General features: G+C 42.0%; 24 protein-coding genes. 16 read left to right on the top strand and 8 right to left on the bottom strand.

Translation table 11 applies throughout. The annotated features are described in order from the left end of the window. The first annotated feature begins 352 nt into the window (after window positions 1-352). The 6 genes from RM368_RS23175 (at window position 353) to RM368_RS23200 (ending at window position 5,706) form a co-directional block, all read left to right on the top strand. Window positions 353-1,216, top strand: coding sequence for a phycobilisome linker polypeptide (locus RM368_RS23175; RefSeq protein WP_322696220.1), 864 nt, complete (start codon window positions 353-355; stop codon window positions 1,214-1,216). Window positions 1,217-1,692: 476 nt separating this feature from the next. Further along, entirely contained in the window at window positions 1,693-2,451 is a 759-nt protein-coding gene (locus RM368_RS23180; protein ID WP_322696221.1) for a phycobilisome rod-core linker polypeptide, read from the top strand. A gap of 283 nt (window positions 2,452-2,734) precedes the next feature. After that, window positions 2,735-3,268 carry a phycobiliprotein lyase gene (locus RM368_RS23185; RefSeq protein ID WP_322696222.1) on the top strand — a complete coding sequence of 178 codons (534 nt, stop codon included), beginning with the start codon at window positions 2,735-2,737 and terminating at the stop codon, window positions 3,266-3,268. A 122-nt stretch (window positions 3,269-3,390) separates the two neighbouring features. Beyond that, a complete protein-coding gene (locus RM368_RS23190) occupies window positions 3,391-4,020 on the top strand; it encodes a chromophore lyase CpcT/CpeT (RefSeq protein WP_322696223.1) in 630 nt (209 codons plus the stop codon). Further along, window positions 4,014-4,352, top strand: a complete 339-nt coding sequence (locus RM368_RS23195; RefSeq protein ID WP_322696224.1) for a CpeR family transcriptional regulator — start codon at window positions 4,014-4,016, stop codon at window positions 4,350-4,352. The genes RM368_RS23190 and RM368_RS23195 overlap by 7 nt, the downstream gene beginning before the upstream one ends. A 346-nt stretch (window positions 4,353-4,698) precedes the next feature. Further along, window positions 4,699-5,706 (top strand): phycobilisome rod-core linker polypeptide, encoded by a 1,008-nt coding sequence (locus RM368_RS23200; protein WP_322696225.1) that lies wholly within the window; start codon window positions 4,699-4,701, stop codon window positions 5,704-5,706. 321 nt (window positions 5,707-6,027) lie between these two features. Here the strand turns inward: RM368_RS23200 and RM368_RS23205 are convergent, their stop codons facing one another. Next, the gene (locus tag RM368_RS23205; protein WP_322696226.1) at window positions 6,028-6,786 is read right to left on the bottom strand and encodes a glutathione S-transferase family protein; all 759 of its coding nucleotides are present in this window, start codon (window positions 6,784-6,786) and stop codon (window positions 6,028-6,030) included. A 483-nt stretch (window positions 6,787-7,269) separates the two neighbouring features. Here RM368_RS23205 and RM368_RS23210 point away from each other — a divergent pair, with 483 nt between their 5' ends. After that, window positions 7,270-8,187, top strand: a complete 918-nt coding sequence (locus RM368_RS23210) for a M23 family metallopeptidase (RefSeq protein ID WP_322696227.1) — start codon at window positions 7,270-7,272, stop codon at window positions 8,185-8,187. A gap of 141 nt (window positions 8,188-8,328) precedes the next feature. Here the strand turns inward: RM368_RS23210 and RM368_RS23215 are convergent, their stop codons facing one another. Next, the gene (locus RM368_RS23215; protein ID WP_322696228.1) at window positions 8,329-9,183 is read right to left on the bottom strand and encodes a cyanophycinase; all 855 of its coding nucleotides are present in this window, start codon (window positions 9,181-9,183) and stop codon (window positions 8,329-8,331) included. Window positions 9,184-9,585: 402 nt separating this feature from the next. Then, window positions 9,586-9,789, bottom strand: coding sequence for a hypothetical protein (locus RM368_RS23220; RefSeq protein WP_322696229.1), 204 nt, complete (start codon window positions 9,787-9,789; stop codon window positions 9,586-9,588). A 329-nt stretch (window positions 9,790-10,118) separates the two neighbouring features. On the opposite strand from RM368_RS23220, the gene RM368_RS23225 reads away from it, so the two are divergent. Both RM368_RS23225 and RM368_RS23230 read left to right on the top strand, forming a co-directional pair. Beyond that, window positions 10,119-12,029 carry an acetate--CoA ligase family protein gene (locus RM368_RS23225; protein WP_322696230.1) on the top strand — a complete coding sequence of 637 codons (1,911 nt, stop codon included), beginning with the start codon at window positions 10,119-10,121 and terminating at the stop codon, window positions 12,027-12,029. Window positions 12,030-12,291: 262 nt separating this feature from the next. After that, on the top strand, window positions 12,292-12,882 hold the full coding sequence (locus tag RM368_RS23230) for a thioredoxin family protein (RefSeq protein ID WP_322696231.1): 591 nt from the start codon (window positions 12,292-12,294) through the stop codon (window positions 12,880-12,882). Between the two features lie 46 nt (window positions 12,883-12,928). Here the strand turns inward: RM368_RS23230 and RM368_RS23235 are convergent, their stop codons facing one another. The 4 genes from RM368_RS23235 to RM368_RS23250 all read right to left on the bottom strand — a co-directional run bounded on the left by RM368_RS23235 (window position 12,929) and on the right by RM368_RS23250 (window position 17,382). Further along, complete coding sequence (locus tag RM368_RS23235) at window positions 12,929-13,948, bottom strand: sensor domain-containing diguanylate cyclase (protein ID WP_322696232.1); 1,020 nt, start codon at window positions 13,946-13,948, stop codon at window positions 12,929-12,931. 1,019 nt (window positions 13,949-14,967) lie between these two features. Then, on the bottom strand, window positions 14,968-15,132 hold the full coding sequence (locus RM368_RS23240) for a hypothetical protein (protein ID WP_322696233.1): 165 nt from the start codon (window positions 15,130-15,132) through the stop codon (window positions 14,968-14,970). A gap of 340 nt (window positions 15,133-15,472) precedes the next feature. Continuing rightward, window positions 15,473-15,703: a DUF6737 family protein gene (locus tag RM368_RS23245; protein WP_104906287.1), complete on the bottom strand. Its 231-nt coding sequence runs from the start codon at window positions 15,701-15,703 to the stop codon at window positions 15,473-15,475. Between the two features lie 59 nt (window positions 15,704-15,762). Then, a complete protein-coding gene (locus tag RM368_RS23250; RefSeq protein ID WP_322696234.1) occupies window positions 15,763-17,382 on the bottom strand; it encodes a cyclic peptide export ABC transporter in 1,620 nt (539 codons plus the stop codon). Between the two features lie 523 nt (window positions 17,383-17,905). Here RM368_RS23250 and RM368_RS23255 point away from each other — a divergent pair. Together RM368_RS23255 and RM368_RS23260 are read left to right on the top strand one after the other, a co-directional pair. Beyond that, the gene (locus tag RM368_RS23255) at window positions 17,906-19,561 is read left to right on the top strand and encodes a B12-binding domain-containing radical SAM protein (RefSeq protein ID WP_322696235.1); all 1,656 of its coding nucleotides are present in this window, start codon (window positions 17,906-17,908) and stop codon (window positions 19,559-19,561) included. 359 nt (window positions 19,562-19,920) lie between these two features. Next, on the top strand, window positions 19,921-20,724 hold the full coding sequence (locus RM368_RS23260; protein ID WP_322696236.1) for an SDR family NAD(P)-dependent oxidoreductase: 804 nt from the start codon (window positions 19,921-19,923) through the stop codon (window positions 20,722-20,724). Window positions 20,725-21,009: 285 nt separating this feature from the next. Here the strand turns inward: RM368_RS23260 and RM368_RS23265 are convergent, their stop codons facing one another. Further along, the gene (locus RM368_RS23265; protein ID WP_322696263.1) at window positions 21,010-21,171 is read right to left on the bottom strand and encodes a hypothetical protein; all 162 of its coding nucleotides are present in this window, start codon (window positions 21,169-21,171) and stop codon (window positions 21,010-21,012) included. Here RM368_RS23265 and RM368_RS23270 point away from each other — a divergent pair. The 5 genes from RM368_RS23270 to folP all read left to right on the top strand — a co-directional run bounded on the left by RM368_RS23270 (window position 21,115) and on the right by folP (window position 26,980). Next, window positions 21,115-21,930 (top strand): MBL fold metallo-hydrolase, encoded by an 816-nt coding sequence (locus RM368_RS23270; RefSeq protein ID WP_322696261.1) that lies wholly within the window; start codon window positions 21,115-21,117, stop codon window positions 21,928-21,930. The two genes, RM368_RS23265 and RM368_RS23270, sit on opposite strands and share 57 nt — an antisense overlap. Before the next feature lie 223 nt (window positions 21,931-22,153). Continuing rightward, complete coding sequence (hpnJ, locus tag RM368_RS23275; protein WP_322696237.1) at window positions 22,154-23,608, top strand: hopanoid biosynthesis associated radical SAM protein HpnJ; 1,455 nt, start codon at window positions 22,154-22,156, stop codon at window positions 23,606-23,608. A gap of 121 nt (window positions 23,609-23,729) precedes the next feature. Beyond that, complete coding sequence (gene hpnK / locus RM368_RS23280; protein ID WP_322696238.1) at window positions 23,730-24,641, top strand: hopanoid biosynthesis-associated protein HpnK; 912 nt, start codon at window positions 23,730-23,732, stop codon at window positions 24,639-24,641. A gap of 156 nt (window positions 24,642-24,797) precedes the next feature. After that, window positions 24,798-26,024, top strand: a complete 1,227-nt coding sequence (hpnI, locus tag RM368_RS23285) for a bacteriohopanetetrol glucosamine biosynthesis glycosyltransferase HpnI (protein WP_322696239.1) — start codon at window positions 24,798-24,800, stop codon at window positions 26,022-26,024. Between the two features lie 95 nt (window positions 26,025-26,119). Further along, window positions 26,120-26,980, top strand: coding sequence for a dihydropteroate synthase (gene folP / locus RM368_RS23290; protein ID WP_322696240.1), 861 nt, complete (start codon window positions 26,120-26,122; stop codon window positions 26,978-26,980).

Below are 26,980 nucleotides of genomic sequence, written 5' to 3' on the forward strand. Positions count from 1 at the left end.
AGAAAACATATTTCTTGTTTTTCTTGGAATAATTTATTCTTTGGAAATCCCTAATACTCTGGCTCAAGGGAATGGCAACATACCATCACTTGCATCCCAATTGCAAATCCAATACTAAAAAAAAGCTGAATTTTCCCTAAAGTATAATTTAACTTAACAAATTTTAATAAATATGGTTTCAGCATCGTATCACAATGTGTAAAGGCAAACGATGCAAAAACTTAAAATCATCACGACTAATAAGGATTTAAAATCTCTATGTCCCGTACTTTGTCACTATGATGTAAAGTTTTTTAACATTTGCTGAATATCCTTCTCATAAAATTTAGTTATTAACTGGGAGATAGTTTGAATGGCTTTTGGACCAGCATCACGATTAGGGGTCGCTCTGTATGAAGACACCGATCCTATCGATCTGTGGCCAAATCGCTCTAATGAGGATGTTGAAACCGTAATTAGAAGTGTCTATAAACAAGTTCTAGGCAACGCTTATGTAATGGAGAGTGAGCGGCTTTCTGTTGCTGAATCCCAACTCAAACGGGGTGAGATTAGTGTTCGCGGGTTTGTGCGTCAAGTCGGGAAGTCGGAACTTTACCGTTCGCGGTTTTTTGATAACACCCCTCGTTATCGGGCGATTGAATTAAATTTCAGACATTTCTTTGGTCGTGCGCCATTGGATTTAGAAGAAACGCGTACACACAGTACTATTCTGGATACAAAGGGTTTTGAGGGTGAGATTGATTCTTATCTAGACAGCGACGAATACCAAGAAACTTTTGGGGAAAACATTGTGCCTTACATTCGGGGCTACAAAACCGAAGCTATTCAGAGTTTGGTTCAGTTTACCCACTTGTTTCAACTGGTACGTGGTTCCTCTAGCAGCAGTCTCAAAGGTGACTTAGCTGGCAAACAACCAAAATTAAACAGTTTGCTAATTCAAAGCACGCCTACTCCTGTGGTTTCACCAGCCAGCAAGGGTGCTACATTCCGCAACCCAACATCTACTCCTCGCACTCGTCAGGGTGTGGGATCTGATGATGATGGTAAGGTATACCGGATTGAAGTTACTGGCTACAGAGCAAATGTGGTAAATAATATTTCCAAATTTCGCCGCAGTAACCAAGTCTTTTTCGTGCCATACAATAAGCTTTCACAAGAGTATCAGCGGATTCACAAGCAGGGTGGCACGATCGCCAGTATTACCCCTGTCAACTAAAGAATAGAAATTGGGGATTTAGAGATTAGGGATTGGGAAATAATTCCGCTGTACTCAGTCTCTAATCTCTCAATCTCCAGTGTTGCTCGTTCTGGGATTTACGCAAAACTAAACGCACTCAAGGGCAATACCTTGCAAAAAGCCGCTTTTGAGCAAGACACTCCGCAAAGCTAGCTTCCACCTAAAAGTATGCGTCTACATAAAATTGCCCTTATCTGAAAAAAATGATTTTCGGCTATTTTTTGGGTAAATCCCGATCGAGCAAAAGTTAGCCAAAGCGATCGCTAATCTGGAGTTTGACCAATTCCGCCGTCAGTTGTGATATACGAAGACATTTAACACACTTTCACAAACTAAAGTTTTACAAAAGCTAGTCAGTAGCAAAAATAACTGACAACTGATGGGAAATTCTACCTCCATAAGGGGTAGGATGCTCGGAAATTAAATTAAATTAGCGTTTTTCAGGAGATACTTCAATGTCACTTTGGGCAATTGATTCACCTACTGTTGAGCTGCGTCCGAACACCAGCGAAAGTGAATTACAAACACTGATTCGGGCAGTTTACAAACAGGTTTTGGGTAATGCTCACTTGTTGTCAAGTGAGCGACTAGCCACTGCTGAATCGCAATTGCGCGATCGCAAAATCAGCGTTCGCGAATTCGTCAACATGGTTGCGAAATCAGAACTTTATCAATCCCTGTTTTTCAACTCTTCTTCTCAGTATCGGTTCATTGAACTGAACTTCAAACACCTACTAGGGCGTCCTCCTGCCGATCAAGCAGAAATTTCCAAACACGTCCGCATCTACAACGAACAGGGCTATGATGCTGAGATCGACTCCTATATCGATAGCAAGGAATATCAGCAGAATTTTGGCGAGAATATTGTTCCTTATGTTCGCAGCACAAGCTCCCAAATCGGAATTAAAAATGTTACCTTTAACCGCACCTTTAGCTTAGTTAGAGGATTCGCTAGCAGTGATAGCGATCGCAAAGCCAAACTAATCGGCGATATCGGTTCTAATTTACCCACAGCTATCAAGGCTCCCGCAGCTGGTTCTAGTGTCAGCAGCACTGACAAACGCTTCTTGATTAAAGCTGTTAAAGGTGCAGGTAATCTCCGTACTCGTCTGGGCAACCTGGAATACGTAGTTAACTACAACCAACTGTCTGGACAAGTGCAAAACATTCATCGCACAGGCGGCAAAATTATCAGTATCACTGAAGTTGCTTAGATTTGTCTAAGTAAGGAGACTGGGGACTGGGGACTGGGGACAAAGGGGACAAGGGGGACAAGGGGACAAAAAAACTCCTAACTTCTACTCTTGTACAGACGCGATTAATCGCGTCTCTACTCTTAACTCTTGTACAGACGCGATTAATCGCGTCTCTCCCCACTCAGCACTCCCAAATTCAGTTGTGGTCAAGGAGGCTAACATTATAGACTAGGAGAATAACTTTCTTTTTTACCAAGATATCTCTTGGATTTTAAGCTACTTTTTTAAGATCACTTTTCTAATGGAAATTACTGACTTTTTTGAACTTTCAATTGGACGATGGCGATCGCAGCGTAGCGCTCATCATTTAGCATTCGCCCATTTTGAAGAAGTATTGTCCAACATTGAAATTGAGTCTCTATCCACCAACGATCCAGCAGTGGCAGCAATCTGTCAATTGTATAACACTGAACCCGGTAGTATCACTCACCCCTTTCGGATGACTTGGGAAGGTGAGTCAGACTGGGACGATAAACCAATCTCTGGTAGTACTGTACTAGTACCAATTCCCGATGTCGAAAATCCTTCTAGAGGAAAACTACTGCGGGATAAGGGTTACGCTGAAACAATTCCAGCAGTGGCTAAATATCATCTGAGTGACGATGGTATTTTTACCCTGCTCACAGAGTATGAACTCGCTGCTGCTGAGGAGCGAATTTGGTTTGCTAACCCAAATCTCCGGTTTCGGGTAGCGACGATTAAAACCAGTGATGGTAAAGGTGTGACAACAGCTTCCTTTTCTTCAGAGATTCGCTCTTTGTCTTCAACCAATTAGCAAATATCAGGTTAAAACATAAAAGGATACAAGCTCCTAAATTTATTTATGGTTACTGAGCTTGTCGAAGTATGGAGATTTTATGCCGTGAATTTGGAATTTTGAATTTGGAGCGAAGCGACGTGACGATAGCGCCCAGCGAATCTAGCACTAACGCTAGCGATTTGCTCACCTTAGCCTGTTGGATGGCAGGAGATTTTAGCAACTACAAGCAATCTTTTGCAAATCCGCAACTTTACGCCCACATTCACATTTATTTTCGTCCTTTACCGATTGAATTTTTTTCTGGTATCGGTTTCTATTCTGAACAAGCTTACGATCACGATTTATGGACACCCTATCGTCAAGGAGTACATCGACTAGTCGATTTGGGCGATCGCATTTATATCGAAAATTACAGCTTGAAAGACCAGATGCTTTATGCAGGTGCAGCTCGTGAATTAGATATCCTCAAAACCATCACCCCAGAAAGCATCGAACGGCGTTATCACTGTTCGATGGTTTTCCAACGAGAAGGTGAAATGTTTCGAGGTAGTGTGGAACCAGGCAATCAATGTCTGATTCAACGCAATGGATGTCAGACATATCTTGTCAGCGAAGTAGAAATAACCGAGCGTACTTGGATAAGTCTAGATAAAGGCATGGATATCGAAACCCATAAGCAAATATGGGGATCTACTGCTGGGCCATTACAATTTGAAAAACGGGAGAGTTTTGCTGATGAATTACGTGCGGTGAGCGCATTATGTTGATTCAGCTTGAATCTATTAAAACCAAAATGTTGCCTCCACTGGCTGAAAAAAAAATGCGCTGCTGGATTCGCAGCCGCCACTTGATTTGTTCGGGTAACTTTTTTATATTCGAGACATTAGAATATACAACGATTGAGAGATTTTCTGAATGCGTTGCTTCTTTAGGAGGGACAGTAATATCCGTTGACCCAGTTAACAAAATCTGGATGGGCGATCATCGCCAAGTAATTTTATATCAGGCAAAAGCTAGTTTACATACACCTCATCATAATTTGAAACAATACTGGATCAAATACGGTGGTTTTTACACTAGATTTGATGAGCGTGCTTGAGAGTTACTATCCTGGAGAAATTATTTTGACAGGCGTTTATAACTCTAATTCAAAATTAAGTTTTGAATTTTAAATACTCCCCAAGGGGGTTGACGGCTAATTATTAATGTCTAATTGCTAATTTCTCATTGTGATTAGCTGTTAGTTATTAATAGTTAGCCGTCTAAGTTTGTTAGAAAATGTAACTAAAAAAATCACCAAAAGTTGATAAGTTATTATCAATAACCAGTAATTAGTAAATTTTAACTAGGGACTGTTATGGCTTTGCATTTTAGTATTGCCACACTGCTACAGAAATTTTATTTTACTTGACAAATTAGTTCCCCTTACCCACAATAAGCCAACTATGCAAACCTTCTTAGACGAAGAAACCAGACGACGCCAATATCAAGCATTTCCCCAAACAGAACCTATAGAACTGTGGAATACTGCTTCAGTTGATGACATTGAAATTGTAATTCGAGCAGTTTATCGGCAAGTGTTGGGTAATGCTTACATCATGGAAAGTGAGCGGCTCGTAGTTCCAGAATCCCAACTCAAGCAAGGTATAATCGATGTCCGTGAGTTTGTGCGTCAAGTTGCCAAATCAGAGTTATATCGCTCCAGATTTTTTGATAACGTTTACCGCTATCGGGCAATTGAACTGAACTTTAAGCACCTGTTGGGTCGCGCTCCTGATGATTACTCCGAAACTAAACATCACAGCAACATTTTAGATGAGAAAGGTTTTGAAGCGGACATTGATTCTTATCTTGATAGCGACGAGTATTTAGAGGCATTTGGCGAGAACATAGTGCCGTATTACCGGGGTTATAAAACTCAAAGGGGCAAAAAAATATTGGAATTTACCAATATGTTACAACTGTTGCGGAGCAACTCTAGCAGTGATAAGAACTTAGCAACTAATAATGAACCTCAACTGGTGCGATCGCTAATTACCAACGCTCCTTACGGTAGACAGAAACTCACGGATATTAGTGCATTGCTGGCTGAAGTATTCAAGCCAAAGCCAGAAACTGCTGCTCCAGTTAATACCTTTATTGCAGCTTCCACAGCAGCCGAGGAAAGCTTGCGACAAAAGATTAAAGAGCAAGAAAGCCAGATTGCAACTTTGCAACAACAATTAGCAGACTTAAGACCATTTGCCAGCATCGGCACAACAAAATTTAGTAGTAGTTGGCAGTCTTCTAGTTTGCCGACTAGCACAGGTGAATATACATCTTTGCAACAGCAAGCTGACGCCCAAGAAAAACAGATTGCAGCTTTGCAAGAGCAAATTGCTGATGCTCGACGATCTGCGACAATTGGGGAAGCTCGGTTGAATAAATGGCGCAGTCGCGTTTTTAATGGCTAATTTCTCTAGTGTTTAGTTTTATCGGGTGGGTTAGGCAAGTTTAACTCACCCATTTTTTCACTACGAACAAATAAACTACTTTAACCCTAATTCGAGAAGCTGCTTGTAGGAAAAGAAGACAAAGCGTAGCTTTAGCGGGGTGGGGTTCTTTAGATTTAATAAGTCTCGGATTGGAACACCTGCACCTGACCCCAAACAAGCGAGGAAAGTCCCTTGGTTGGACTCCTGGTAGACCCAGAGTGCCACGAACTCGTTATCCCATTGTTAAAAAAGCCTTTACCAAGCCCAAGAAAGTATCTAAAAATACTGCTTAACGGCTTTTCATTCTTCAGTCGGTTGCTGAAGAGTGAAAACCGCTAATTGAGCGGCGAAAGCCCGCTTGAAGGCGGGGCGCGCTTCGCCACGGGCGACATAGGTAGAAAGATTCGGATAGTCGTCCACCATACCCAAGTCTTTCAACCTGAGCAGCACTGACACCATCATCAGGTCGCCTGCGCTGAATGCGCCATCGAGCCAGTCGGCATCTCCAAGGTGACGGGAAAGTTCTAAGAGTCGGTTACGGATGCGATCTTCGACGACACGCAGGCGCTGCTCATACCAGGACTCATCGCCCTCTAAGTACGTGGCGATTTCCCGATCGACGATTGGCGGCTCCATCGTGTTAAGTGCGGCAAACATCCAGGCGATCGCTCGCGCTCGACTATTGGCATCGTCTGGCAACAGCCCTGTATGGCGCTCCGCGATATGGAACACGATCGCCCCCGACTCGAACAGGGTGAGATCGCCTGACTCATAGGTTGGAATTTGCCCGAAAGGATGAAGCGTACGGTGCGCGGGTTGCTTCATCTCACTGAACGAAACAAGACGAACGTTGTAAGGTTGGCCCACTTCTTCGAGCGCCCAGCGAACACGCATGTCACGCGCCAGTCCCTTGCCGCCATCAGGCGATCGTTCAAAGGCGGTAATAGTGGGTGTCATTGTCAGGGTCATGGTGATTTCTCCTTTCGGTTCAATTTTTGCTTTGGGTGTGTTCTGTCCGTCAAGAACAGCAACTCTAGATATCAGCGTCAAAGCTGGCATTAAAAGCGCCGACGGAACTATCACAAAAAGCTAGATGTAACACTATTGGTAATAGTGTTACATTTTGCGCGGCCAAGTGATGCCGACAGCATCAGCCGCGATCGCTCATGACCACCTTGCCAACACTGGCGCTTGGTGGCAATGTAACCGAGACAATTTTAGATTTTAGATGCAAGAATTAAACTCAAAATCTGAAATCTAAAAAAGGTTTCAAACCTCTGCATTTATGGAGAATATTTAAAAAAATCATCATTGAAGCCTTTTCTTTAAAGGAGAGGTTAATCCTTGCATCCAAAATCGACTTGACCTTTGAGTTTTTCTACTTCCAGATGTGTAACTTGTAAACTTACTATTGCTGGGTCATTTTGTCATGCTTTAGTTTAAACTTCAGTCACTAAAGATTTCCTGATATTTTCCGAGTAAGCTTGAAACAACAAATAATCAGAAAGTGTCTGAATTATCGCTCTAATAGACTTACAACTTATGAAAAAAGCTATAATTTATCGATATCGTACTTATGGACTAGTTGGGTTAATATCCTTAAGCGCTGTATTAACTACACCTACATCTGCCTTAACACAATTGGCAGGCGATTCCCCAATTGGGCAAACTCCTATCCCTACTGTTAAATTAATCTGGCCAACTAAAGGGTTTATTTCTCAAGGCTTCCGCAAATATCAACATGAAGGAATTGATATTGCAGGGGAATCTGGAACTCCTGTTGTTGCTGCGGCATCCGGTACCGTTGTTAAAGCAGGTTGGGATAATTGGGGATTAGGAAATGCCATAACTATTAAACATCTTGATGGCAGCACTACTGTTTACGGTCACAATCGCCGTTTGTTGGTGAGCAAGGGTCAACAGGTTATTCAAGGTCAAATGATTGCTGAGATGGGATCTACAGGCAATAGTACAGCACCTCATCTGCACTTTGAAGTTCATCCAAATGGTCGAATAGCAGTTGACCCCCTGCGTTTGTTGACATCCGTAACTGCAAGTGTTGGCTTTGGTTCTAAAGTTCAGCCAGTAGATAACCAGAACCGGCCAGTTTCGCCACCCCCAGTAGCAAATCAAGTTTCACCCTCACAGCAGCCAATTCCTATAGATTTTGCACCTGTAAACACTGATACGAAATGTAATGGAATTAGTCTTATTGAAGGTGAGACTATAAGCTCTCGTGTAAAAGTCTGTGAAGAAAATGGTCAATTATTTTATATTGGGCAATTGAAGCAATCCCCAAGCAAGCCTATAAAGATAGTAGCTTTGAATATTGGTAAAGACAGATATCGAGCAGATAATGGTAGTTTTTATTATTTAGTCACTCCACAAAGAGTTGAAGTTTGGCGAAATGGCAGTCAGATTCGTTCTGACAGTTTTTATAATTTAACGAAATCGCCTTGATATTCTTCTTGATATCCCCTGCCTACCAAAGGTTGAGGCAGGAGTATTACAGCAATTAGTTGAAGAATAATGCAGAATTCAGAATTCTGACTCCTGAATTCTGTTCAATAAAACTTTCAGTTTAAATACACTTGCTAAAAGTTAAGTGTTAATTGAAGCAAGTGTTTGAGAGGCATTTGATACAGAGCCATTGTTTACGATAGGTTGACGAGTTTTCAGGTCAAATTTGAAGCCATGTGGCAAAATATGAAGCTTTGCTCCACAAATCGCCAAAGATTCATCCTTCAAAATTTCGTCCACATTGTTATATGTAGCTTCTGATTCATCAACAATCGTAACCGCACCTTCACCAATTACTTCAACTTGGTTATCTACCACTACCATAGCGGTATTTTCATCAATACCAAATCCTAAGACAGCAGGCTGTAGTACCAAAGCTGATATTAAACGTCCCAAGCGTCCCCGTTGGGAAAAATGCTGGTCAATTACTACCCCTGGTAAAAATCCCATACCTGGGCCCATATCGACAGTTTCAATCCGAGGATGTGTTTCTGAGTCGCCTTCCACAATCATTACGTCTGGCATCACAGCAGCTCCGGCGCTTGTGCCTGCTATAACTGCGCCTTCAGAAAAGCGCTGGTGAATAGCCGTATCGATTTCGGTGTCCTTGAGGATGCTGGTAATACGAGCTTGGTCTCCCCCTGTAAAAAACACCCCAGTTGCTTTATTAATAGCTTCCAACGCGGTAGATGAAGCTGCATCTTCACGGGTTTCTGTATCAATAATGCGAACTGTTTCGGCTCCCAGGCGCTCAAACACTCTGATGTAATTTTCTCCCACTTCTCTTGGTAGTTCTGTGGCTGCTGTCAGAATTACAATATATGCCTTTGTGCCTCCAGCGCGTCTTACAAAGTCCCGCAAAATTACGGAATCACCTTCTTTATCTTCGGCTCCCCCAATAATTACTAACTGCTTTTTGATATTACTTTCAACCATGATGCCCCCTGGGATTTGAGTTAATAAATTTCACTAAAACATGACAATTCAATGTATCAAATCATCCCTTTGATAGATTACTTGATAGAAGTAGGGTTAACATTTGCGTAGACGCATACCCTTACGGGGATCTTGCTACGCAAAGCGTCTGTCTGCGACACGCTGTTCGCGTTCGTACACAAGCGGCTTGTCGTTAGACATCGCAATTACACCAAAATACTTTTCTGAAAAATTATTAATTTTCCAGTCACTAAATAAAATCTACAACATCAACTGCCTCTAGAAAATACTTCTAGAGGCATTTTTGGCTATATTGCTAATGGTCGATTGGAGATTTATCGGGCGATGTGAATAATTGGTATTGACCCTAGCTAGATGCAAATAGATATCTGATGGCAATTCCTAATGAACCCGACTTCTGTAAAGCAAGTTAGTTAAGAAAAAACGTGCTTGTTCGAGTGGGAGATGCCTGGGTTTGCCTTGGTAGACAATTTGATATTCATTCATATCTGGACCATCTCCATGTCCAGAGATCAGCTTTTGGTGAAAAGCTTCGTCAGCCAGTTCTCGAATTTCATCTCTTAGAGCAGCTTTTGTGCTATTCATACTTTGCTGTCTTTTTATACTGTCTTTTTAATGCCCTACATGTATTTATACAATTTTTTAGATGAGTGTTGTACCTTTCAAAGGTTATATATTCAATTATTCATCAGGATGAATTGACTGTTCTTGGTTACTAGCAAAAGATTGAAGATTTAATTATGCCTTAAGATAGTTAAAAATGCCTAGTAATAAAGTTAACGTGGGTTCTGATTAGCTCAGTGGCAAAGCCATTACTCTCCAAAATTAACCTGAGTCAATCTACAATCTATAAGTCTGAGTAACTACAACTCAGCATGAAAAATTTAGGGTGTTTAGCCGAAGGTTCGTAATCAATGGTTCTACAAAAAAGCAGTGAATTAGTCCGCATTAATGCTAGAAGAACGGATGTATTCGATATTTTCAACTTCAAGCATTACCTTGGCCCCAACCCTTATTTAAATGTAGGGGCGCTAGCATTTGATTTTGCTCTAATTGACTCTAGAGAGCCTTTGCCCATTGAAGATTATATTGCCAGCATTGGCGATCGCTATCCAAATCTTCGCGATCAAACCTACGAATCTTATGCCCATCTCTTCGCCCAAGTTGTGTCCGAAGCCGGAAAATTGGACATGGATTTACACCTTGACCGTTTGAGTGTGAAGCCATATCCAAATCTCACGCGGATTAGCATCCAATCACTACACGAACGCACAACTAGAGAGGTAATTTACTTTGTTTGGGACTGGTTTGAAGCCATTACCCAAGATGAAGACTTTGCTTTTGATGAGCAACTGGTAAGGCTGCAAGATAGATTTCGCGCATCTGTCTACGGTGGCCCCACGGTTTACGCCCTATTGCGAACAGCTTATGAAAAAGGTATTCCCGCCTTTTATTTGTGGGAAGAAGGATTGATGCAATACGGTTTGGGAAAAAAACACGTCCGGGGGGTAGCAACAACATTTAACTGTGATAGCCATCTAGATTCGGAATTTACTACCCGCAAAGATGATTGTAAGGCATTTTTGAAAACCTTGGGTTTCCCAGTGCCTGAAGGTAGTATTGTCTTTACCGAAAAAGAAGCTTTGGCAGCAGCAAGAGAAATTGGCTACCCAGTGGCAGTTAAGCCAGTGGTAGGTCACAAAGGAATTGGCGTCACGGCTGATGTGCAAGATTCAAAAGAACTGATATCTGCTTTTAATCGGTCACTGGCAGCGATTCCCGAAAATCAGCAAACCCGAATAATTGTTGAGAAAAGCATCACAGGATCGGATTTTCGTATGCTGTGTGTTAATGGTCGATTCGTCGCCGCCACAGAACGCCGTCCCGCATCAGTTGTGGGTGATGGGTATTTAACGCTTGCAGAGTTAATTCGTGAAGAGAACCGCAAACCTGCACGTTTAGACACGCCAACCTCGCCGATGAGTAAAATTCAGATCGATGAAGCGATGGAACTCTACTTAGAGGAACAGCGTTTATCATTAGACAGCGTGATTGAGAAAGGACGCACCGTTTACCTGCGTAAAGTTGCCAATCTTTCAGCTGGAGGTATGAGCATCGATGCAACCTCAACAGTTCATGCTGACAATATTATCTTGGCGCAAGATATTGCCCAACATTTCCAACTGACTTGTCTGGGGATTGATGTCATTACCAAAAGTCTTGCGGAATCTTGGAAGTCCAGTAACTTTGCTATCTTGGAAATCAATGCTGCACCAGGCGTTTTGATGCATCTGAAACCTTCTGTTGGTGAAAGTGTTGATGTACCTTCTCATATTTTAGAAACATTTTTTGAGTCGGGTACAGATGCCAGGATACCAATTATGACCTTTAACAAAATCTCAGTTGAAGAACTGCAAGCGACTATTGACCATATCCTTTTGCAAAATCCCAACTGGACAATAGGTGCTGTTTGCCGTGATGCCGTTTTTGTGAATCGCTCGAAAAAAGTATTAAGCAAAGATTACAACAGTAATGTTCAAACTTTGTTGCGTCATCCCAAACTTGATTTACTAATTGCCGAGTATCCTGAAGAAATCCTCGAAGAACAAGGCATATTTTACCAAAATAATAATATCGTAGTTTTGGATAATCCCACCGAAACTGAGATGATTTTGGCGCGAGATGTTTTCGACAGTTCGACTGTGGTGATTAGAAAAGGCAACGATATTTCTATTCGTCGCAAAGGGTTGATTGAAGATTATACTTTGGGTGAAGATGAACCATTTACGCGGGTTTATTTGAAGGAAACTGGAGCAATTTTGTAAGTGAAGTAAATAGGGGACTGGGGATTGGGGAGTGGGGACTGGGGAGGCAGGGGAGCAGGGGAGAAATCAATTCAAAATTCAAAATTCAAAATTCAAAATTAAAGAACTTCTCCCTCCTGCCTCCTGCCTCCTCTTTCCCAATGCCCAATGCCCCATGCCCAATGCCCCAATTCAAGCTTCCAGAGGTGAGAAAGTGAAGAGTGGTTGGAGTCAGCTAAACTAAAGAAGAAATTGCTTAAGAAGTTTTAATAATTCTGCTGTTATGAGTACTGATTCATCTGTTAATTCTCCCGAAAAACCTGAATCTACATTCGGGAAGCGTTTGAGAAACTTTTTAATTGTAATGGTAGCGATCGCACTTAGCGTTTCCCTCGTCTTAGGATTGCGAACTGAAACAACCTCGGCAACTCTAGCTAAGTTAAGCGAGACTTCCACACCGTTAGAAGTAGCCGTCAGCAATGGCAAACCATCTCTAGTAGAGTTTTATGCTGATTGGTGTACTGTCTGCCAAAAAATGGCACCAGATATTAGTCAACTAGAAACAGAGTATGCTGACAAGATGAATTTTGTCATGCTGAATGTAGATAATACTAAGTGGCTGCCGGAAATGTTGAGATATCGGGTGGATGGAATTCCCCATTTTGTATTTTTGAGTCAGCAAGGAGAAACCATCGCTGAAGCGATCGGCGATCAACCCCGAACGATTATGGCTAGTAACTTAGAAGCTTTAGTTACTGGTTCTTCTCTCCCCTACGCTCAAGCTAGCGGTAAAGTTTCTAAGTTTTCAGCCCCAGTAGCACCAACGGCGAATCAAGACGATCCCCGCAGTCATGGGAGTCAGGTGGTAAATTAAAATAATTCGTAATTCGTAGTTAAAGACTGTTATGTGATGGGATATTCTATGTAACAGATTGCCGTTTGAGACGCTTTTGAGCATACATTAATTTGTCAGACCTGACGATTAGTTGTTCTAGTGACATATTGCTCTCTGGTGAGTAACGCTCTATGCCGATACTCATCGAAAGTTTATAGCTACGGTTTTGCTGTTGATTAAAGTTAGCGATATTTGTTTGTAGACGCGCTTGGATACTATCAGCGTCCTTAAAGTAGCTAGAGATGAAAACAATGAACTCATCCCCACCCAAGCGGGCAACAATATCTGAGTTGCGAAAACTTTGCTTAAGTAATCGACCAGCATCAATAATCAAGGCATCTCCCATGTCATGACCAAGGGTGTCGTTAATCTGTTTTAGTCCATCTAAATCAATGAAAATAACCCAGCAAAACACTTTCATGCGGTGAGCAATTTTCAACTGCTGTGCAGCCATCAGCAAGAAAGCACGTCGGTTATGCAAACCTGTTAGTTCATCAGTCAGCGATAACTGTCTTCCTTCAATCTCTGCTTGTTTGCGGTAGCGAACTTCCTGAATGAGTTCTATTTGAGCGATCGCTTGACGACTTAGGCGGCGCAGTGCATCTAACTGCTGATAACTTAAGTGATGAGGAATGGTATCTAGAACACACAACGTCCCAATTGGAAGACCATCAGGCGTAATTAAAGGAACACCAGCATAAAAACGAATTTTGGGATTACCTTTGACTAAGGGATTGTTATTAAAGCGATCGTCTTTAAGGGCGTTAGGAACCACTAATATTTCCTCTGGTTGCAGAATCGCATAAGAACAAAAAGACCCATCTCTGGCTATTTCGCTACTTTCTAGTCCAAGCTTAGATTTAAACCATTGGCGATCGCGATCAACTAAGCTAATTAAAGCAATTGGAGTCTTACAAATGTAGGCAGCGATCGCAGTTAGATCGTCAAATGCTTGTTCGGGTAGGGTATCTAGAATATTGTAGTCTGCCAGCGCTTTGAGCCTTTGTGCTTCATTGTCAGGTAGAGGAACAGGTTGGGTTTTCACAGATGATTGTCTACGCCTTAGCCAGGAAAGTCTAGGGCATTGTAAATTTTGAAACAACCGCGGTATTACCTCTCCAGCTACAAGGCTGGGTAACATAAATATCTCTGCAACGAAAATCAACATTCGGTTGAATATACAGAAAAATTTTATTACATTATGTGCTTCATGCCTTTGGTTTGCTCTGTTGTTCATGTCACCCTAACTTTCCCTGTGCAAATTACCTAACTATTTAGATACTTACAAGGTCTTTTGCCCCAAAGAAGCTTAAAAAATATCAATTTTATTAAAAAATTATTAAAACTTATTCTATTGTTAAAGTTCTTTATCATGTATTAATGTTTTTGATACTACTAATTTGTTTATATCTACGTAAGTTACGAGGGTTATAAACCGATTAGGAGAACTTCTCCTTATAATTTGCTTGAGCGATCGCTTAACTTTGCAGCACGGTTTTGCTCATCTCTGCACGCTTACGCAGATATGATACGTATTTTAGAAGAAGTGGTAGACCGTCCTTCCTTACCAAGGGCAGCTACGATGTATACACAAGTCGGAAACAGCTGAGAAATACACGGTTTTACCCCACCCTAACCCTCTCCTAGTTATTGAATCACTACCAGTTCTCGAATTACCCCACCCTAACCCTCCCCTTGTAAAGGGAAGGGAACCGGATTTTTCTTGTTTCCTCCCAATATATCGGGGGGATTAAGGGGGGTAATTTGACTTGTGTATACACGGTAGCCTTATAAAGGGGAGGGAACTAAATTTTCTGTTGTCCCTCTTAATAAGGCAGGGCTGATTTACAAGCGTTTTAAGCAAAAAAATCAGGTGACTAAAAAATCTGACTCAAATTCTCACGAATGATTTAGGACTGCTGTATAAGCAACAGATACCTCGAAGTCGTTTCGAGGTACTCCAAAGTCGTTTCGAGGTACTCCAAAGTCGTTTCGAGGTACTTAAAAGTCGTTTCGAGGTACTTAAAAGTCGTTTTGAGGTACTCCAAAGTCGTTTCGAGGTACTTAAAAGTCGTTTCGAGGTACTCCAAAGTCGTTTTGAGGTACTCCAAAGTCGTTTTGAGGTACTCCAAAGTCGTTTTGAGGTACTTCAAACTTTATCGCACCGCGATCGAGTACACAGGTGCGTAGGCGTAGCCCGTTGTAGGCATCGCTTTCATAAATCTTCACAAACAAATCGATTGCTTGACTTTTAAGACAATCGCTACATTAATAGATTTTATTACAAGTAATCACCCGAACTTAATATAATTAGCTGCATACAATCTGAGATGCTAAATCTCGAACGCAGTAGAATAATTGTTCTCTACCTAAACTCATTTTCCGCATTACATTAAGAGCCTATTTATAAAGTAAATATTAAGTAGGATGTGTTACGGCTATGTAAGAATTTGGGAGTTTGAGAAAATCAGGATTAGCCGTAACGCATCATATCTGTCGGTGCGTTAAGCGTTGCTATAACGCACGCTACAATTTAAGCTTTACTTTATAAATCATCTCTAAGCTCAAACTATTCTTTATACGATTCTAAAATTCCACTGCGAATCATTAGTTGCGGCCAAAACAACACAAAAAATACCATCCACGTTCCTATCGGGATGGAAACGAGAACTGTTAGCCAGATAGTTTTAAATAGTAACCAGCTACCACCAATCAGTGTTACACCCGTGAGAACTATAGACCAGGGCTGACACCACCAAGGTTTGTAGTTCCAAGGATTTATGGGCTTTTGTTCAGACATTGGTTTTATTTAGTCAAACTCCAAATAGTCTTTTAAGAATTATGAATTGTGTTGTCAGATTAAGTTTTATCGTACTCTATTTTGCCATAGTCAAGTTTGATAATTCGGTCTGCTAAATGAAAATAGCGATCGTCATGGCTAATTACCAGTACTGTTTTACCCTGCGATCGCAGCTCTGGGAGAAGTTGAGTGTAAAATATTTCTTTGAATACTGGATCTTGATCGGCTGCCCACTCATCAAACAGATAAATTGGTCGATCTTCCAAGTAGGCTGTGAGTAAAGCTAGCCGTTTTCGTTGTCCTTGAGAAAGAGCGGTGGTAGAAATTTGTCCATTTTCCACTTTCACTTTATGGTCTAGTTGCAGTTTTTGTAAATATTTTCTGGCTTGAGCATCCAAGTGAGAATTTTTTAATCCTAAAAGTTCTTCAAATAAATAAAAGTCGGAAAACACCACGGAAAAATGCTGGCGATACCATTCTCGATTCTCTTCGCTAATGAACTCATCATCAAACCAGATTTCGCCGTTGTCTGGGATATAAAGCCCAGTAATTAATTTAGCTAATGTAGATTTACCGCTACCATTACCGCCAACAATAAAGACTAATTCTTGAGGATAAAGTGTTAGATCGACGGGGCCAAAAATAAAGCTATTGTCTTCTTGCTCTGTGTAGTAAGTGTGAGTGACACTTTGAAATTTTAACCTGTGCCAGTCAGATTTCAGAGCAGGTGGGACAGTGGATATTTCAGTTCGACTAGCTAGAGATAAACCCAGTGATTCGATTTTTTGTAAGGCAATGCTAGCTTTGCTTAATAGAGGAAGTTTACTGATGATGTTATCCATTGGTAACACCAAGTATGTGAAGGTCAAAATGTAGCCAGAGAGAGTTTCGGGATTGATATTAAGCAGATTAGGCAACACGAATAATACAAAACCGAGAGCAAAAAAGAATATGAGTTGACCCCAGCTTGAAGTTATGGCAAAAAGGCTTAGACCGTTAACATTATGATGACGAAACTCGTTCGCAGTTGATTGTAGTTTCTCTTCTAAAAAATCTTCACGCCGCTTGTAATTTAGTTTAAGTTCCTTGACTCCTTCGGTAATAGTGCGAAAATCTTTAAACAATTGGTCTTCATCTTCACGAGCTAGGGTAAGTAATTGTCCACCTCTGTTGAGTAGCCACTGACAACTAGCGATCGCAACTACTGAAATCCCACAAACCATCAACAATACTAACCAAGAAAGCCAGGTTATATATGTTATACAACCCAGAACGATCGCTAAATTAATAAAGATAAAAGGCATCTGATAAACAGCATTAGCAACCGCTTGAATATCTTCTGTTAAAGTTGCCAATAATCGAGGATTCCCTAAGCGTTCCAGATGACTCAACTCGGAAGCGAGAATCTGACGACTCAAACGCATCCGTAATTGCAAGACTGCATTCTGAGAAAGGCGAATCAGCATCACTTGAGAAACGATACTGGTAATTAGTGCAACTATAGCCAGCCCCGCAAAACCCCAAATTATCGATGTGAGCCGGGAAGCATTACCGCTACTTGCAGCATGGCTAATTAAGGCAATCAAGCCAGCACTACTACCGCCACTCAAAAATCCGGTAGCGATCGCGATCGCCACCATCCCCCACGAAGAACGCAAAAGAAAGTAAATCAAATTCATGACAAATGCCTATACCCAGTTGGACACAACAAAAAATGAAAATCTCTCTTTTTATGTCCCATGCGCGATTTCCATAATAGTTGTTTGCCAACCAATTAAATTTGCATTGCGAGGGTAGATTTTATCAAACAGAATTCAGGAGTCAGTCGTCAGAATTCAGTATAAATTCTGTGCGACTGGCAGATGAACAAACGGTGTTTTTGCACCCCCGCTAAATTAAAAATTTAGCAGTCTACAATTAGTGGCGGGTCTGAATCCCCCACTTTCTTATTCTGACTCCTGAATTCTGACTTCTGGATTCTTCTTCAAATTTTACCAGTTAAATACCCCTTCAAATATGACGATGAATCAGGCAGAAGGCAACATTGGACGATTTGTAATCTTTAGGACTTTGTTTTGAGCAAAAATACATTTATAATTCCTTCTGCCTTCTGCCTTTCTTTGGTAAGCTAGTTGGAATTACAGCTAATTCTGTCAAGAAACTGTCAAATTACCTGCTCAGTTTTCCAGGGTGAAATTTGCAATGACTGTGAATTTAAAGTCTTTAGAGAATCAAATTAATGTAGCCGGCAATTCTCAAACCGCTTCTGTCACTCAAGGAACCCGCTACGTTCCTTCGCATCATCGACGTATTCTGTGTATTTTTCCTAAGTACAGCCGTTCCTTTGGTACTTTTCATCATGCTTACCCACTTATGGGTAGTGTCCGGGCTTTTATGCCACCCCAAGGTATTTTAATTGTGGCTGCTTACTTACCTAAAGAATGGGAAGTGCGGTTTATTGATGAGAATGTCAAATCAGCAACGCGGGCTGATTATCAATGGGCTGATGTGGTGATTGTAAGTGGAATGCATATCCAAAAACCACAGATTAATCAAATTAACGAACTTGCCCATCGAGCCGGGAAAATTACCGTTGTCGGCGGCCCCTCGGTGTCTGGTTGTCCAGAATATTATCCTGAGTTTGATATTTTACACTTGGGCGAATTGGGAGATGCTAGCGATCGCATGATCGAATATCTAGACCAAAACTCTCAACGCCCCCAACAACAAATTCGCTTTGAAACTAAGGAACGTTTACCTTTAACAGAGTTTCCCACCCCAGCTTATCATTTGCTGAATATCAATGATTACTTCTTGGCAAATGTGCAGTTTTCTAGTGGTTGTCCTTATCGCTGCGAGTTTTGCGATATTCCCGAACTCTATGGCAACAGTCCTCGGATGAAAACACCAGAGCAAGTAGTCGCGGAGTTAGATGCAATGCGACAATCTGGCAATTTGGGGGCAGTATATTTTGTCGATGATAACTTTGTTGGCGATCGCCGCGCTGCCATGAAGTTACTTCCTCATCTGATTGACTGGCAAAAACGCAATGGCTATCCCATCCAATTTGCTTGTGAAGCAACGCTCAACTTAGCCCAAAGTCCAAAGCTGCTGGAAATGATGCGCAAAGCTTATTTCTGCACAATCTTTTGCGGTATCGAAACACCAGAACCAAATGCCCTTCATGCGATTTCCAAAGACCAAAATCTGAGTATGCCAATTTTAAAAGCAATTCAGGTTTTAAATAGTTATGGTATGGAAGTAGTTTCAGGAATCATTATTGGGTTAGATACAGATACACCAGAAACAGCAGACCGAATTCTCGAATTTATTCGGGCATCGCAAATTCCCATGTTGACAATTAACCTGCTTCATGCATTACCGAGAACTCCATTATGGCGGAGATTAGAAGCAGAAGGACGACTTGTCTATGATGAAAGCCGCGAATCAAATGTTGAATTTTTGATGCCCTACGAGCAAGTTGTTGAGATGTGGCGGCGCTGTATTACAACGGCTTATGAGCCAGAATTTTTATATCAGCGATTTGCCTACAATATGGAACACACCTATCCAAATCGCATCGAAGTTCCTAACAGCCCCTCTCGGACTTCTGCGGCTAATATTCGCAAAGGTTTAACTTATTTAACTAATATTTTGGTGCGGATAGGCGTATTTAGTAACTATCGTCAAACTTTCTGGAAAATGGCCAAGCCAGCACTAAAAGCAGGTAATATTGAAAACTTGGTTCACGTTGGACTTGTCGGACACCATTTGATTAAATTTGCCCAAGATTGCGCCAAAAATGAAGAATCGGCTTCATTTTATTCCCAAAAAATCGTTACGAAAGTTCGTAGCTAAGGTAACAATTAAAATAAGTATTGAGAGACTGAAAGTCTGTTAGAGGTATATACAGAACTGTAAAAAAGTAACCTTGAAGATACACTCGCGATACTTCCTGGGAAAGACGCGATCGCACTGCTACCTACCTAACATTGTAAGGGTTGAAAGCCCACAGTCCATGCAATTAGGAATTTCCAAATAAAAAAATATACAACTAATTATTGTGGGGTGGGTGTCTCGCCCGCCCAGTCCATAGGGCGCTCATGTTGCCCACCCTACAATATTGGATAATTTATTTCTTGGAGTTCCCTTATTTGGTAGCGAAATAAACCATCGCCAGCGAGTGTGGAGCAGTTACATAGGAATTTTAGATGGTTATGAACAGTTCAGTGACCCGACCCTTGGCTGTCGTGACAGGTGCCTCCAACGGCATCGGTTATGAACTTGCAAAACAGTTTGCTCAAAACGGCTTCGATCTCCTAGTTACAGCCACCGGATCGAGCATTGACGAAGCGGCTATTGCCTTCGAGGAACTGGGTGCTAAAGTTGAGACAGTGCAGGCCGATCTGGCTAGCTATGACGGAGTTGAGACACTCTACAACCAGATTAAGGCAACTGGGCGACCAGTGGATGCGATCGCCATCAACGCAGGTGTTGGTGTCGGTGGTGATTTCGCCCGTGAAACCGACCTAAAGGACGAACTCAATCTGATCGAGCTAAATGTCGTATCCTCTGTACATCTTGCCAAACGAGTGGTAAAGGATATGGTTGAGCTTGGCAAAGGTCGAATCCTTTTCACATCGTCAATTGCCGCTTTGATGCCCGGCCCGTTTGAGACAGTTTACGCTGCCTCCAAGGCTTTTGTGCATTCCTTTTCAGAAGGGTTACGTAACGAATTGAAGGATACTGGCGTTACCGTCACCGCCCTGATGCCGGGGCCCACCGATACCAACTTCTTCGACCGCGCGGGTATGGACGACACAAAAGTAGGCACGGAGCAAAAGGACGATCCGGCTGAGGTCGCCAAGCAGGGTTTTGAAGCCTTGATGGCTGGCGAGGATCGCATCATCGCCGGTTCCCTCAAAACGAAGCTTCTGGCGAATGTTAGTAAGGTTTTACCTGATACAGTCAGCGCTGAACAGCACCGCAAGCTCAGTGAGCCGGGATCGAGCAACAACTAATTTGTACCCAATCAAGACTCATTTTAAGCGGGGTGCGATCGCCTGGGCTAACGGACTTGTAAAAAATAAATTATCCCAAATTATTTGTACATCTGTAGGGGCGTACAAGTATCATTGGTGTCAACTTCAGCTAAAAGCCTTTTCAAATCTCGTTTCCAGCCTCTAGGCTGGAAATGTTGCTCTTGGCGGCTCTGCCGCCAGCAAGGGAGGCGGAGCCTCCTTGAGGCATTCCCAGTCTCCGACTGGGAACGAGACAATATCTAAAAGCTGCTTATAGGCTGACTTTCACGCTAAGTTGACACCAATGCACAGATATGTACCCCTACTTACTTTCACCGTCAAAGTCGTAACAGAGGATTCATGCAAATTCATCATCTCAATTGCGGCTGTATGTGCCCGATTGGCGGGGCCCTGTTCGATGGCTTCAGTCGCGGCCCGAAGGCTCATCTAGTCTGCCACTGTCTGCTGATTGAGACAGAGCAGGGGCTTGTTCTAATTGATACCGGCTTTGGGCTGCGCGATATCAACTCGCCTTACTCCCGCCTCAGCCCGTTTTTCATTCATTTCAATGGCATCCAGTTTGATAAAAAATACACAGCAGTCGATCAAATTGAAAAGTTGGGATTTTCCGCGCGAGATGTGCGTCATATTGTGCTTACCCACCTTGATTTCGATCATGCCGGTGGTCTGGAAGATTTCCCAGAAGCAACCGTACACGTAATGCAAACTGAGATGGAAACCGCCCAGGATCGGCGCGGATTCATTGCCAAAAGGCGCTTTCGTCCACAACAGTGGGATGAGGTTAAGCACTGGAAGTATTATTCAGCCGGAGGCGAACCTTGGTTCGGTTTTGAAGCAGTACGTGACCTCGACGGACTACCGCCAGAGATTCTCCTCATTCCCCTTGTTGGTCACACGCGGGGTCATGCTGGTATCGCCATTGATACACCAGAAGGTTGGCTTTTGCACGCAGGTGATGCCTATTTTTATCGGCACGAGATGGACTCAGCCAAAAAAAGCTGCACGCCAGGTTTACGCGCCTACCAATGGATGATGGAAGTGGATCGCAAAGCTCGATTGCTCAATCAAGATCGGCTACGCGCATTATCAAGCGATCGCAATCAGGATGTACGCTTGTTCTGTAGTCATGATGCTGTCGAGTTCAAAGCATTCGCTGACCAATTTAGTACAACACGGCAAAAATAAACCAATCATTCCGGTTATAGCGATTCCCAGTTAAATGAGGTACAAATAATATTTTGAAACGCAGAGAGACGCAAAGTAAAGCGCAGAGGTACGCAGAAATTTTTCGCTAAAGAGAGAAAAAGAGAAAATTTAATGAATGATTTAGAACTGCGATCGCATCTGTTGCCCTTTAGGTTTTATCCTAAAAAAGTGTTAGCTAAAACCTGCAAAGGGAAATCTACCTGTGAAAAAAACTTTGTTTCTCAGTCCTCCTTCCTTCGATGGATTTGATGGTGGTGCAGGTTCCCGATACCAAGCCAAGCGCGAAATTACTTCTTTCTGGTATCCGACATGGTTGGCGCAACCCGCAGCCCTTGTGCCTGGTAGCAAGCTTATTGATGCACCTCCACACGGTCAAACAGTACAAGATGTCATCGAAATTGCTCAAGATTACGAGCTAATTATCATGCACACCAGCACGCCTTCGCTGGCTAATGATGTCAAGTGTGCCGAGACAATCAAAGCTCAAAACCCTGATGTCAAGATTGGCTTAATTGGAGCGCACGTTGCAGTATTACCAGAACAGACGTTGCTTGAAAACCCAATCATTGACTTTGTTTGTCGTCACGAATTCGACTATACCTGCAAAGAAATAGCCGAAGATAAATCTTGGGAAGAAATAACAGGTTTAAGCTATCGCGATCGCCAGGGTAATATCCATCATAATCAAGATCGTCCCTTAATTCACGATTGGGATTCGATGCCCAGTGTATTGCCGATTTATCATCGCGATCTAGATATTACCAAATACTTTATTGGCTACTTATTGCATCCATACATTTCCTTTTATACTGGGCGCGGCTGTCCGGCAAAATGTACCTTTTGCCTTTGGCCGCAAACAATTGGCGGACACTTATACCGCACAAAAAGCCCCGAAGCTGTTGGCCGCGAGATGGAAGAAGCGAAAGCGATCTTTGGTGACAAAGTACGGGAATATATGTTTGATGATGACACATTTACTATAGACAAACAGCGAGCGATCGCAATTAGCGAACATCTGCGGCGACTCAAACTAACTTGGAGTTGCAACGCTCGCGCCAATCTAGATTATGACACTCTGAAAAAACTACGCGATAATGGCTTACGCCTACTTTTAGTCGGGTTTGAATCTGGAAATCAGCAAATTTTAGATGGAATTAAAAAAGGAATCAAGCTGGAAGTAGCGCGAAAGTTTATGGAAAATTGTCATAAGCTTGGCATTACTGTACACGGCACATTTATCATTGGTTTACCCGACGAAACCCCACAAACAATTGAAGAAACAGTCCGGTTTGCTTGCGAGATTAGTCCGCATACAATTCAGGTTTCGATCGCAGCTCCATATCCTGGAACAGAACTTTATCGTCAAGCACAAGAAAATAATTGGTTTAGCAACACTTCTTTAGTTGCTAGTTCTGGAATTCAAATGTCTACACTGCAATATCCAAATCTCTCCAGCGCTGAAATTGAGGATGCAGTTGAAAGGATGTATCGGAAATTTTACTTCCGTCCCAGAGCGATTATTCCAATTGTTGGTGAAATGCTCACCGATCCCCAAATGTTAGTGCGTCGCTTGCGTGAAGGGCGGGAATTTTTCTCTTACTTAAAAGACCGTCGCACCCAAGCAACTGCGAAAGCAGAATCAGTAGTTGTTGGTTAGTTGTTAGTTATTTTTATGGAGGAATTGACGATAACCCAGCCAAATAAGTAAATGCACAAAAATAATTTACTGCGATCTAATTAAATAGCTCAATTATCGGAACCTTAAAAAGCCAAAACTTATGCAAGCACAGCGATTCGCCATCATCAATGGTGATGACTTTGGTTTCTCTGAAGGAGTTAATCAAGCAATTATCAAAGCACATAAAGAAGGAGTGCTAACTAGTACCAGCCTGATGGTGAGCGCTGATGCTGCAAAAGAGGCTGTCACTTTGGCAAAGGCCAATCCAAACCTGGCTGTTGGACTACATCTTGTATTAGTATGTGGTCGTTCTGTTTTACCGCCAGAGCAAATTCCCCATTTAGTTGACAAACAAGGTAACTTTTCCAACAGTCCATTTTTTGCCGGTTTGCGCTATCAATTTGTTAAGGAAACCCATCAAGAATTGCGCCAAGAAATTCGCGCCCAATTAGAAAAATACCGTTCTACTAATTTACCTCTTTCTCATGTCGATGGACATTTGCATTTGCACATACATCCAGTAGTCTTGCAAATTTTAGTTGATTTGGCAGCAGAATTTGATATTAAAGTAATTCGTCTTCCCAGTGAAGAACTGAGAATGAACTTAAGAGTTAATCGCAGTCATCTACTGACAAAACTAGTTTGGTCAGGAGTATTTGGCAGACTACGCCGCTATGGTGAGAAATTGCTAGAGTCCCAAGGTATTAACTTTACCCAAAGAGTTTACGGTTTATTGCAAACTGGAGGCATTACAGAGGAATATTTACTTAAATTGATACCTCATATTCAGGCAAACTTAGTTGAAATTTACTCTCATCCAGCGATGCCTGTGGCGGGCAACTCTTGGAGAGGCTACGCCAACGCCAACGCAAATGGAGAACTAAGCACAGGAGAAGCAGAACTGGCTGCATTGTTAAGTCGTCAAGTACGCGAAGCGCTCCTGAGTAACGGCTTTGAACTTACTAACCATCATTTCCTATCCCAACATACTGGCGTATCCAGCCTTAAATAATTTTGAATTTTGAATACTTCGACTGCGCTCAGTACAAGTTTTGAATTTTGAATTGGTATAACTTTGTCATCCAAATCCCATCTAACGTACATACAAAAATCCTAAACTTATCGGCAGTGAATCTAGAAAATGCTAATACTAATTGCCTGGTAATGAATGGCTATGTTTGCATCTACCTTCTTAACAAATCTTCATGCGATCGCTAGTTATTTTCTTTTAATTTTGTGCATAGCATCTGTTTTGTTTTATTGCTATGCAATTTATGCAGCAATAACTTTTTTTGCTGCTCCCCAAGCAGTTAATCGAGAGTTTCATCCACCTGTTAGTATTCTCAAACCTATTTGTGGGCTTGATAGTAATGCTTATGAAAACCTAGCCTCATTTTGCCAGCAGGACTATCCCAAATATCAAATCATCTTTGCAGTACGAAACTCTCAAGACCCTTGCATAGAGGTTGTAGAGAAAATCATCCGCAATTTTTCAGATTTGGATATTTTGCTGATTGTAAGCGATCGCATCATCGGTACAAACCTGAAAATTAGCAACTTAGCCAATGCCGCAGCCCAAGCGAAATACGAAATTCTAGTCCTTGCTGATAGTGATATTCGAGTAGGAGGTGATTATTTGCAAAGAGTTATCCAGCCGTTGCAAGATAAAAACGTGGGCGTAGTTACCTGTATGTATCGAACCGTAACTCAAGGATGGATATCGATATTAGAAGCTATTAGTACTACTACTGAATTTCACGCCGGGGTTTTAGTCAGCAACATTAAAGAAAATGGTATAAAATTTGCCTTTGGTTCTACTATTGTCATCCCAAAAAAAGTACTAGAAACTATCGGTGGATTTGAAGCGATCGCTGATTATCTGGCAGATGATTTTCAACTAGGCTATCTACCTGTCCAAGCAGGTTACAAAGTTGTACTTTCTGACTACATAGTTGAACACGTACAGATAAGCAACAACTTAGTTGATGCCATCAGACGACAGATTCGTTGGGCGCGTGGTAAACGAGTTTCTCGTCCTTGGGGTTATTTAGGACTAATTTTTACCTATGGTGTCGTCACCAGCTTGTTGCTGTTGATTGCCACTAATGGTTCAATATTAGGATGGCTAGGATTATCTATCTGTTGGATAACAAGATTGGTGATGGCTTGGCTTGTTGGTACTATCAGTTTGAAAGATCCAATAGTCAAAAAGTTTTTGTGGCTCGTTATTGTGTGCGACTTGTTAAGCTTTGTTATTTGGTGTTTTGGCTTTCTTGGCAACACTATAGAGTGGCGGGGACAACAACTGAAGCTAACTAAAGATGGAAAGCTATTATTACCAGAAGACAAAAATGATCGATTATCAATCAAGGTTTTGATTAATAAAGGCGCATAGCAGTGCTAACTTTCTTTTGGGGAGCATCCCGTTTTAGCAGAAAGTTTCAGAATCTTGCTTCGATTATTGTTTTCCAAGAGTGACAAAACAGGGTTATGCCAAAAAACTTGATAATTCGAGAACGCTGTTTCAATTGGGGACAGCGGACTTATTTGATGGGCATTTTAAATGTAACGCCCGATAGCTTTAGTGATGGAGGTGAGTTTAACACTTCCTCTACCGCTTTAGTACAGGCGCAAGCACTGGTGGCTGCTGGTGCTGACATCATTGATGTGGGCGGTCAATCAACTCGACCAGGGGCAAAGCAAATAACTCTGGTGGAGGAACTTGACCGAGTACTATCAGTATTACAGGTGCTAAGACCAAAGATTTCAGTCCCGATTTCTGTAGATACAACCCGTGCTGCTGTAGCCAAGGCATCTGTAGAAGCTGGGGCGGATATTATTAATGATATTTCTGGCGGCACTTTTGACTCAGAAATGTTGGCAACAGTCGCACAGTTAGGTGTACCGATGATTTTAATGCACATCCGGGGAACACCACAGACAATGCAACAACAGACTGATTATCAAGATTTGCTTGGTGAGATTTATAGTTTTTTAGCTCGGCAAATACAGGCAGCAACTACTGCGGGCATCGACCTGGATAAAATTATTATCGATCCTGGTATTGGTTTTGCTAAAAACTACGAGCAAAATTTAGAAATTTTTCGCGGTTTGCGATCGCTCGCACCACTCAATTGTCCTATCTTGGTAGGAGCATCTCGTAAAAGTTTCATTGGTCGCATTTTAAATCAACCAGATCCCAAAGCACGAGTTTGGGGAACGGCAGCAGCTTGTTGTGCTGCTATTTTTAATGGCGCTGATATCCTCCGAGTTCATGATGTTCAAGAAATGCGCGATGTTTCATTAGTCGCCGATGCCCTATCAAGACAAGCCGCACAGCATAACTCTTAA

Source organism: Nostoc sp. DedSLP03 (genome assembly GCF_034530815.1).
GTDB lineage: Bacteria > Cyanobacteriota > Cyanobacteriia > Cyanobacteriales > Nostocaceae > Nostoc.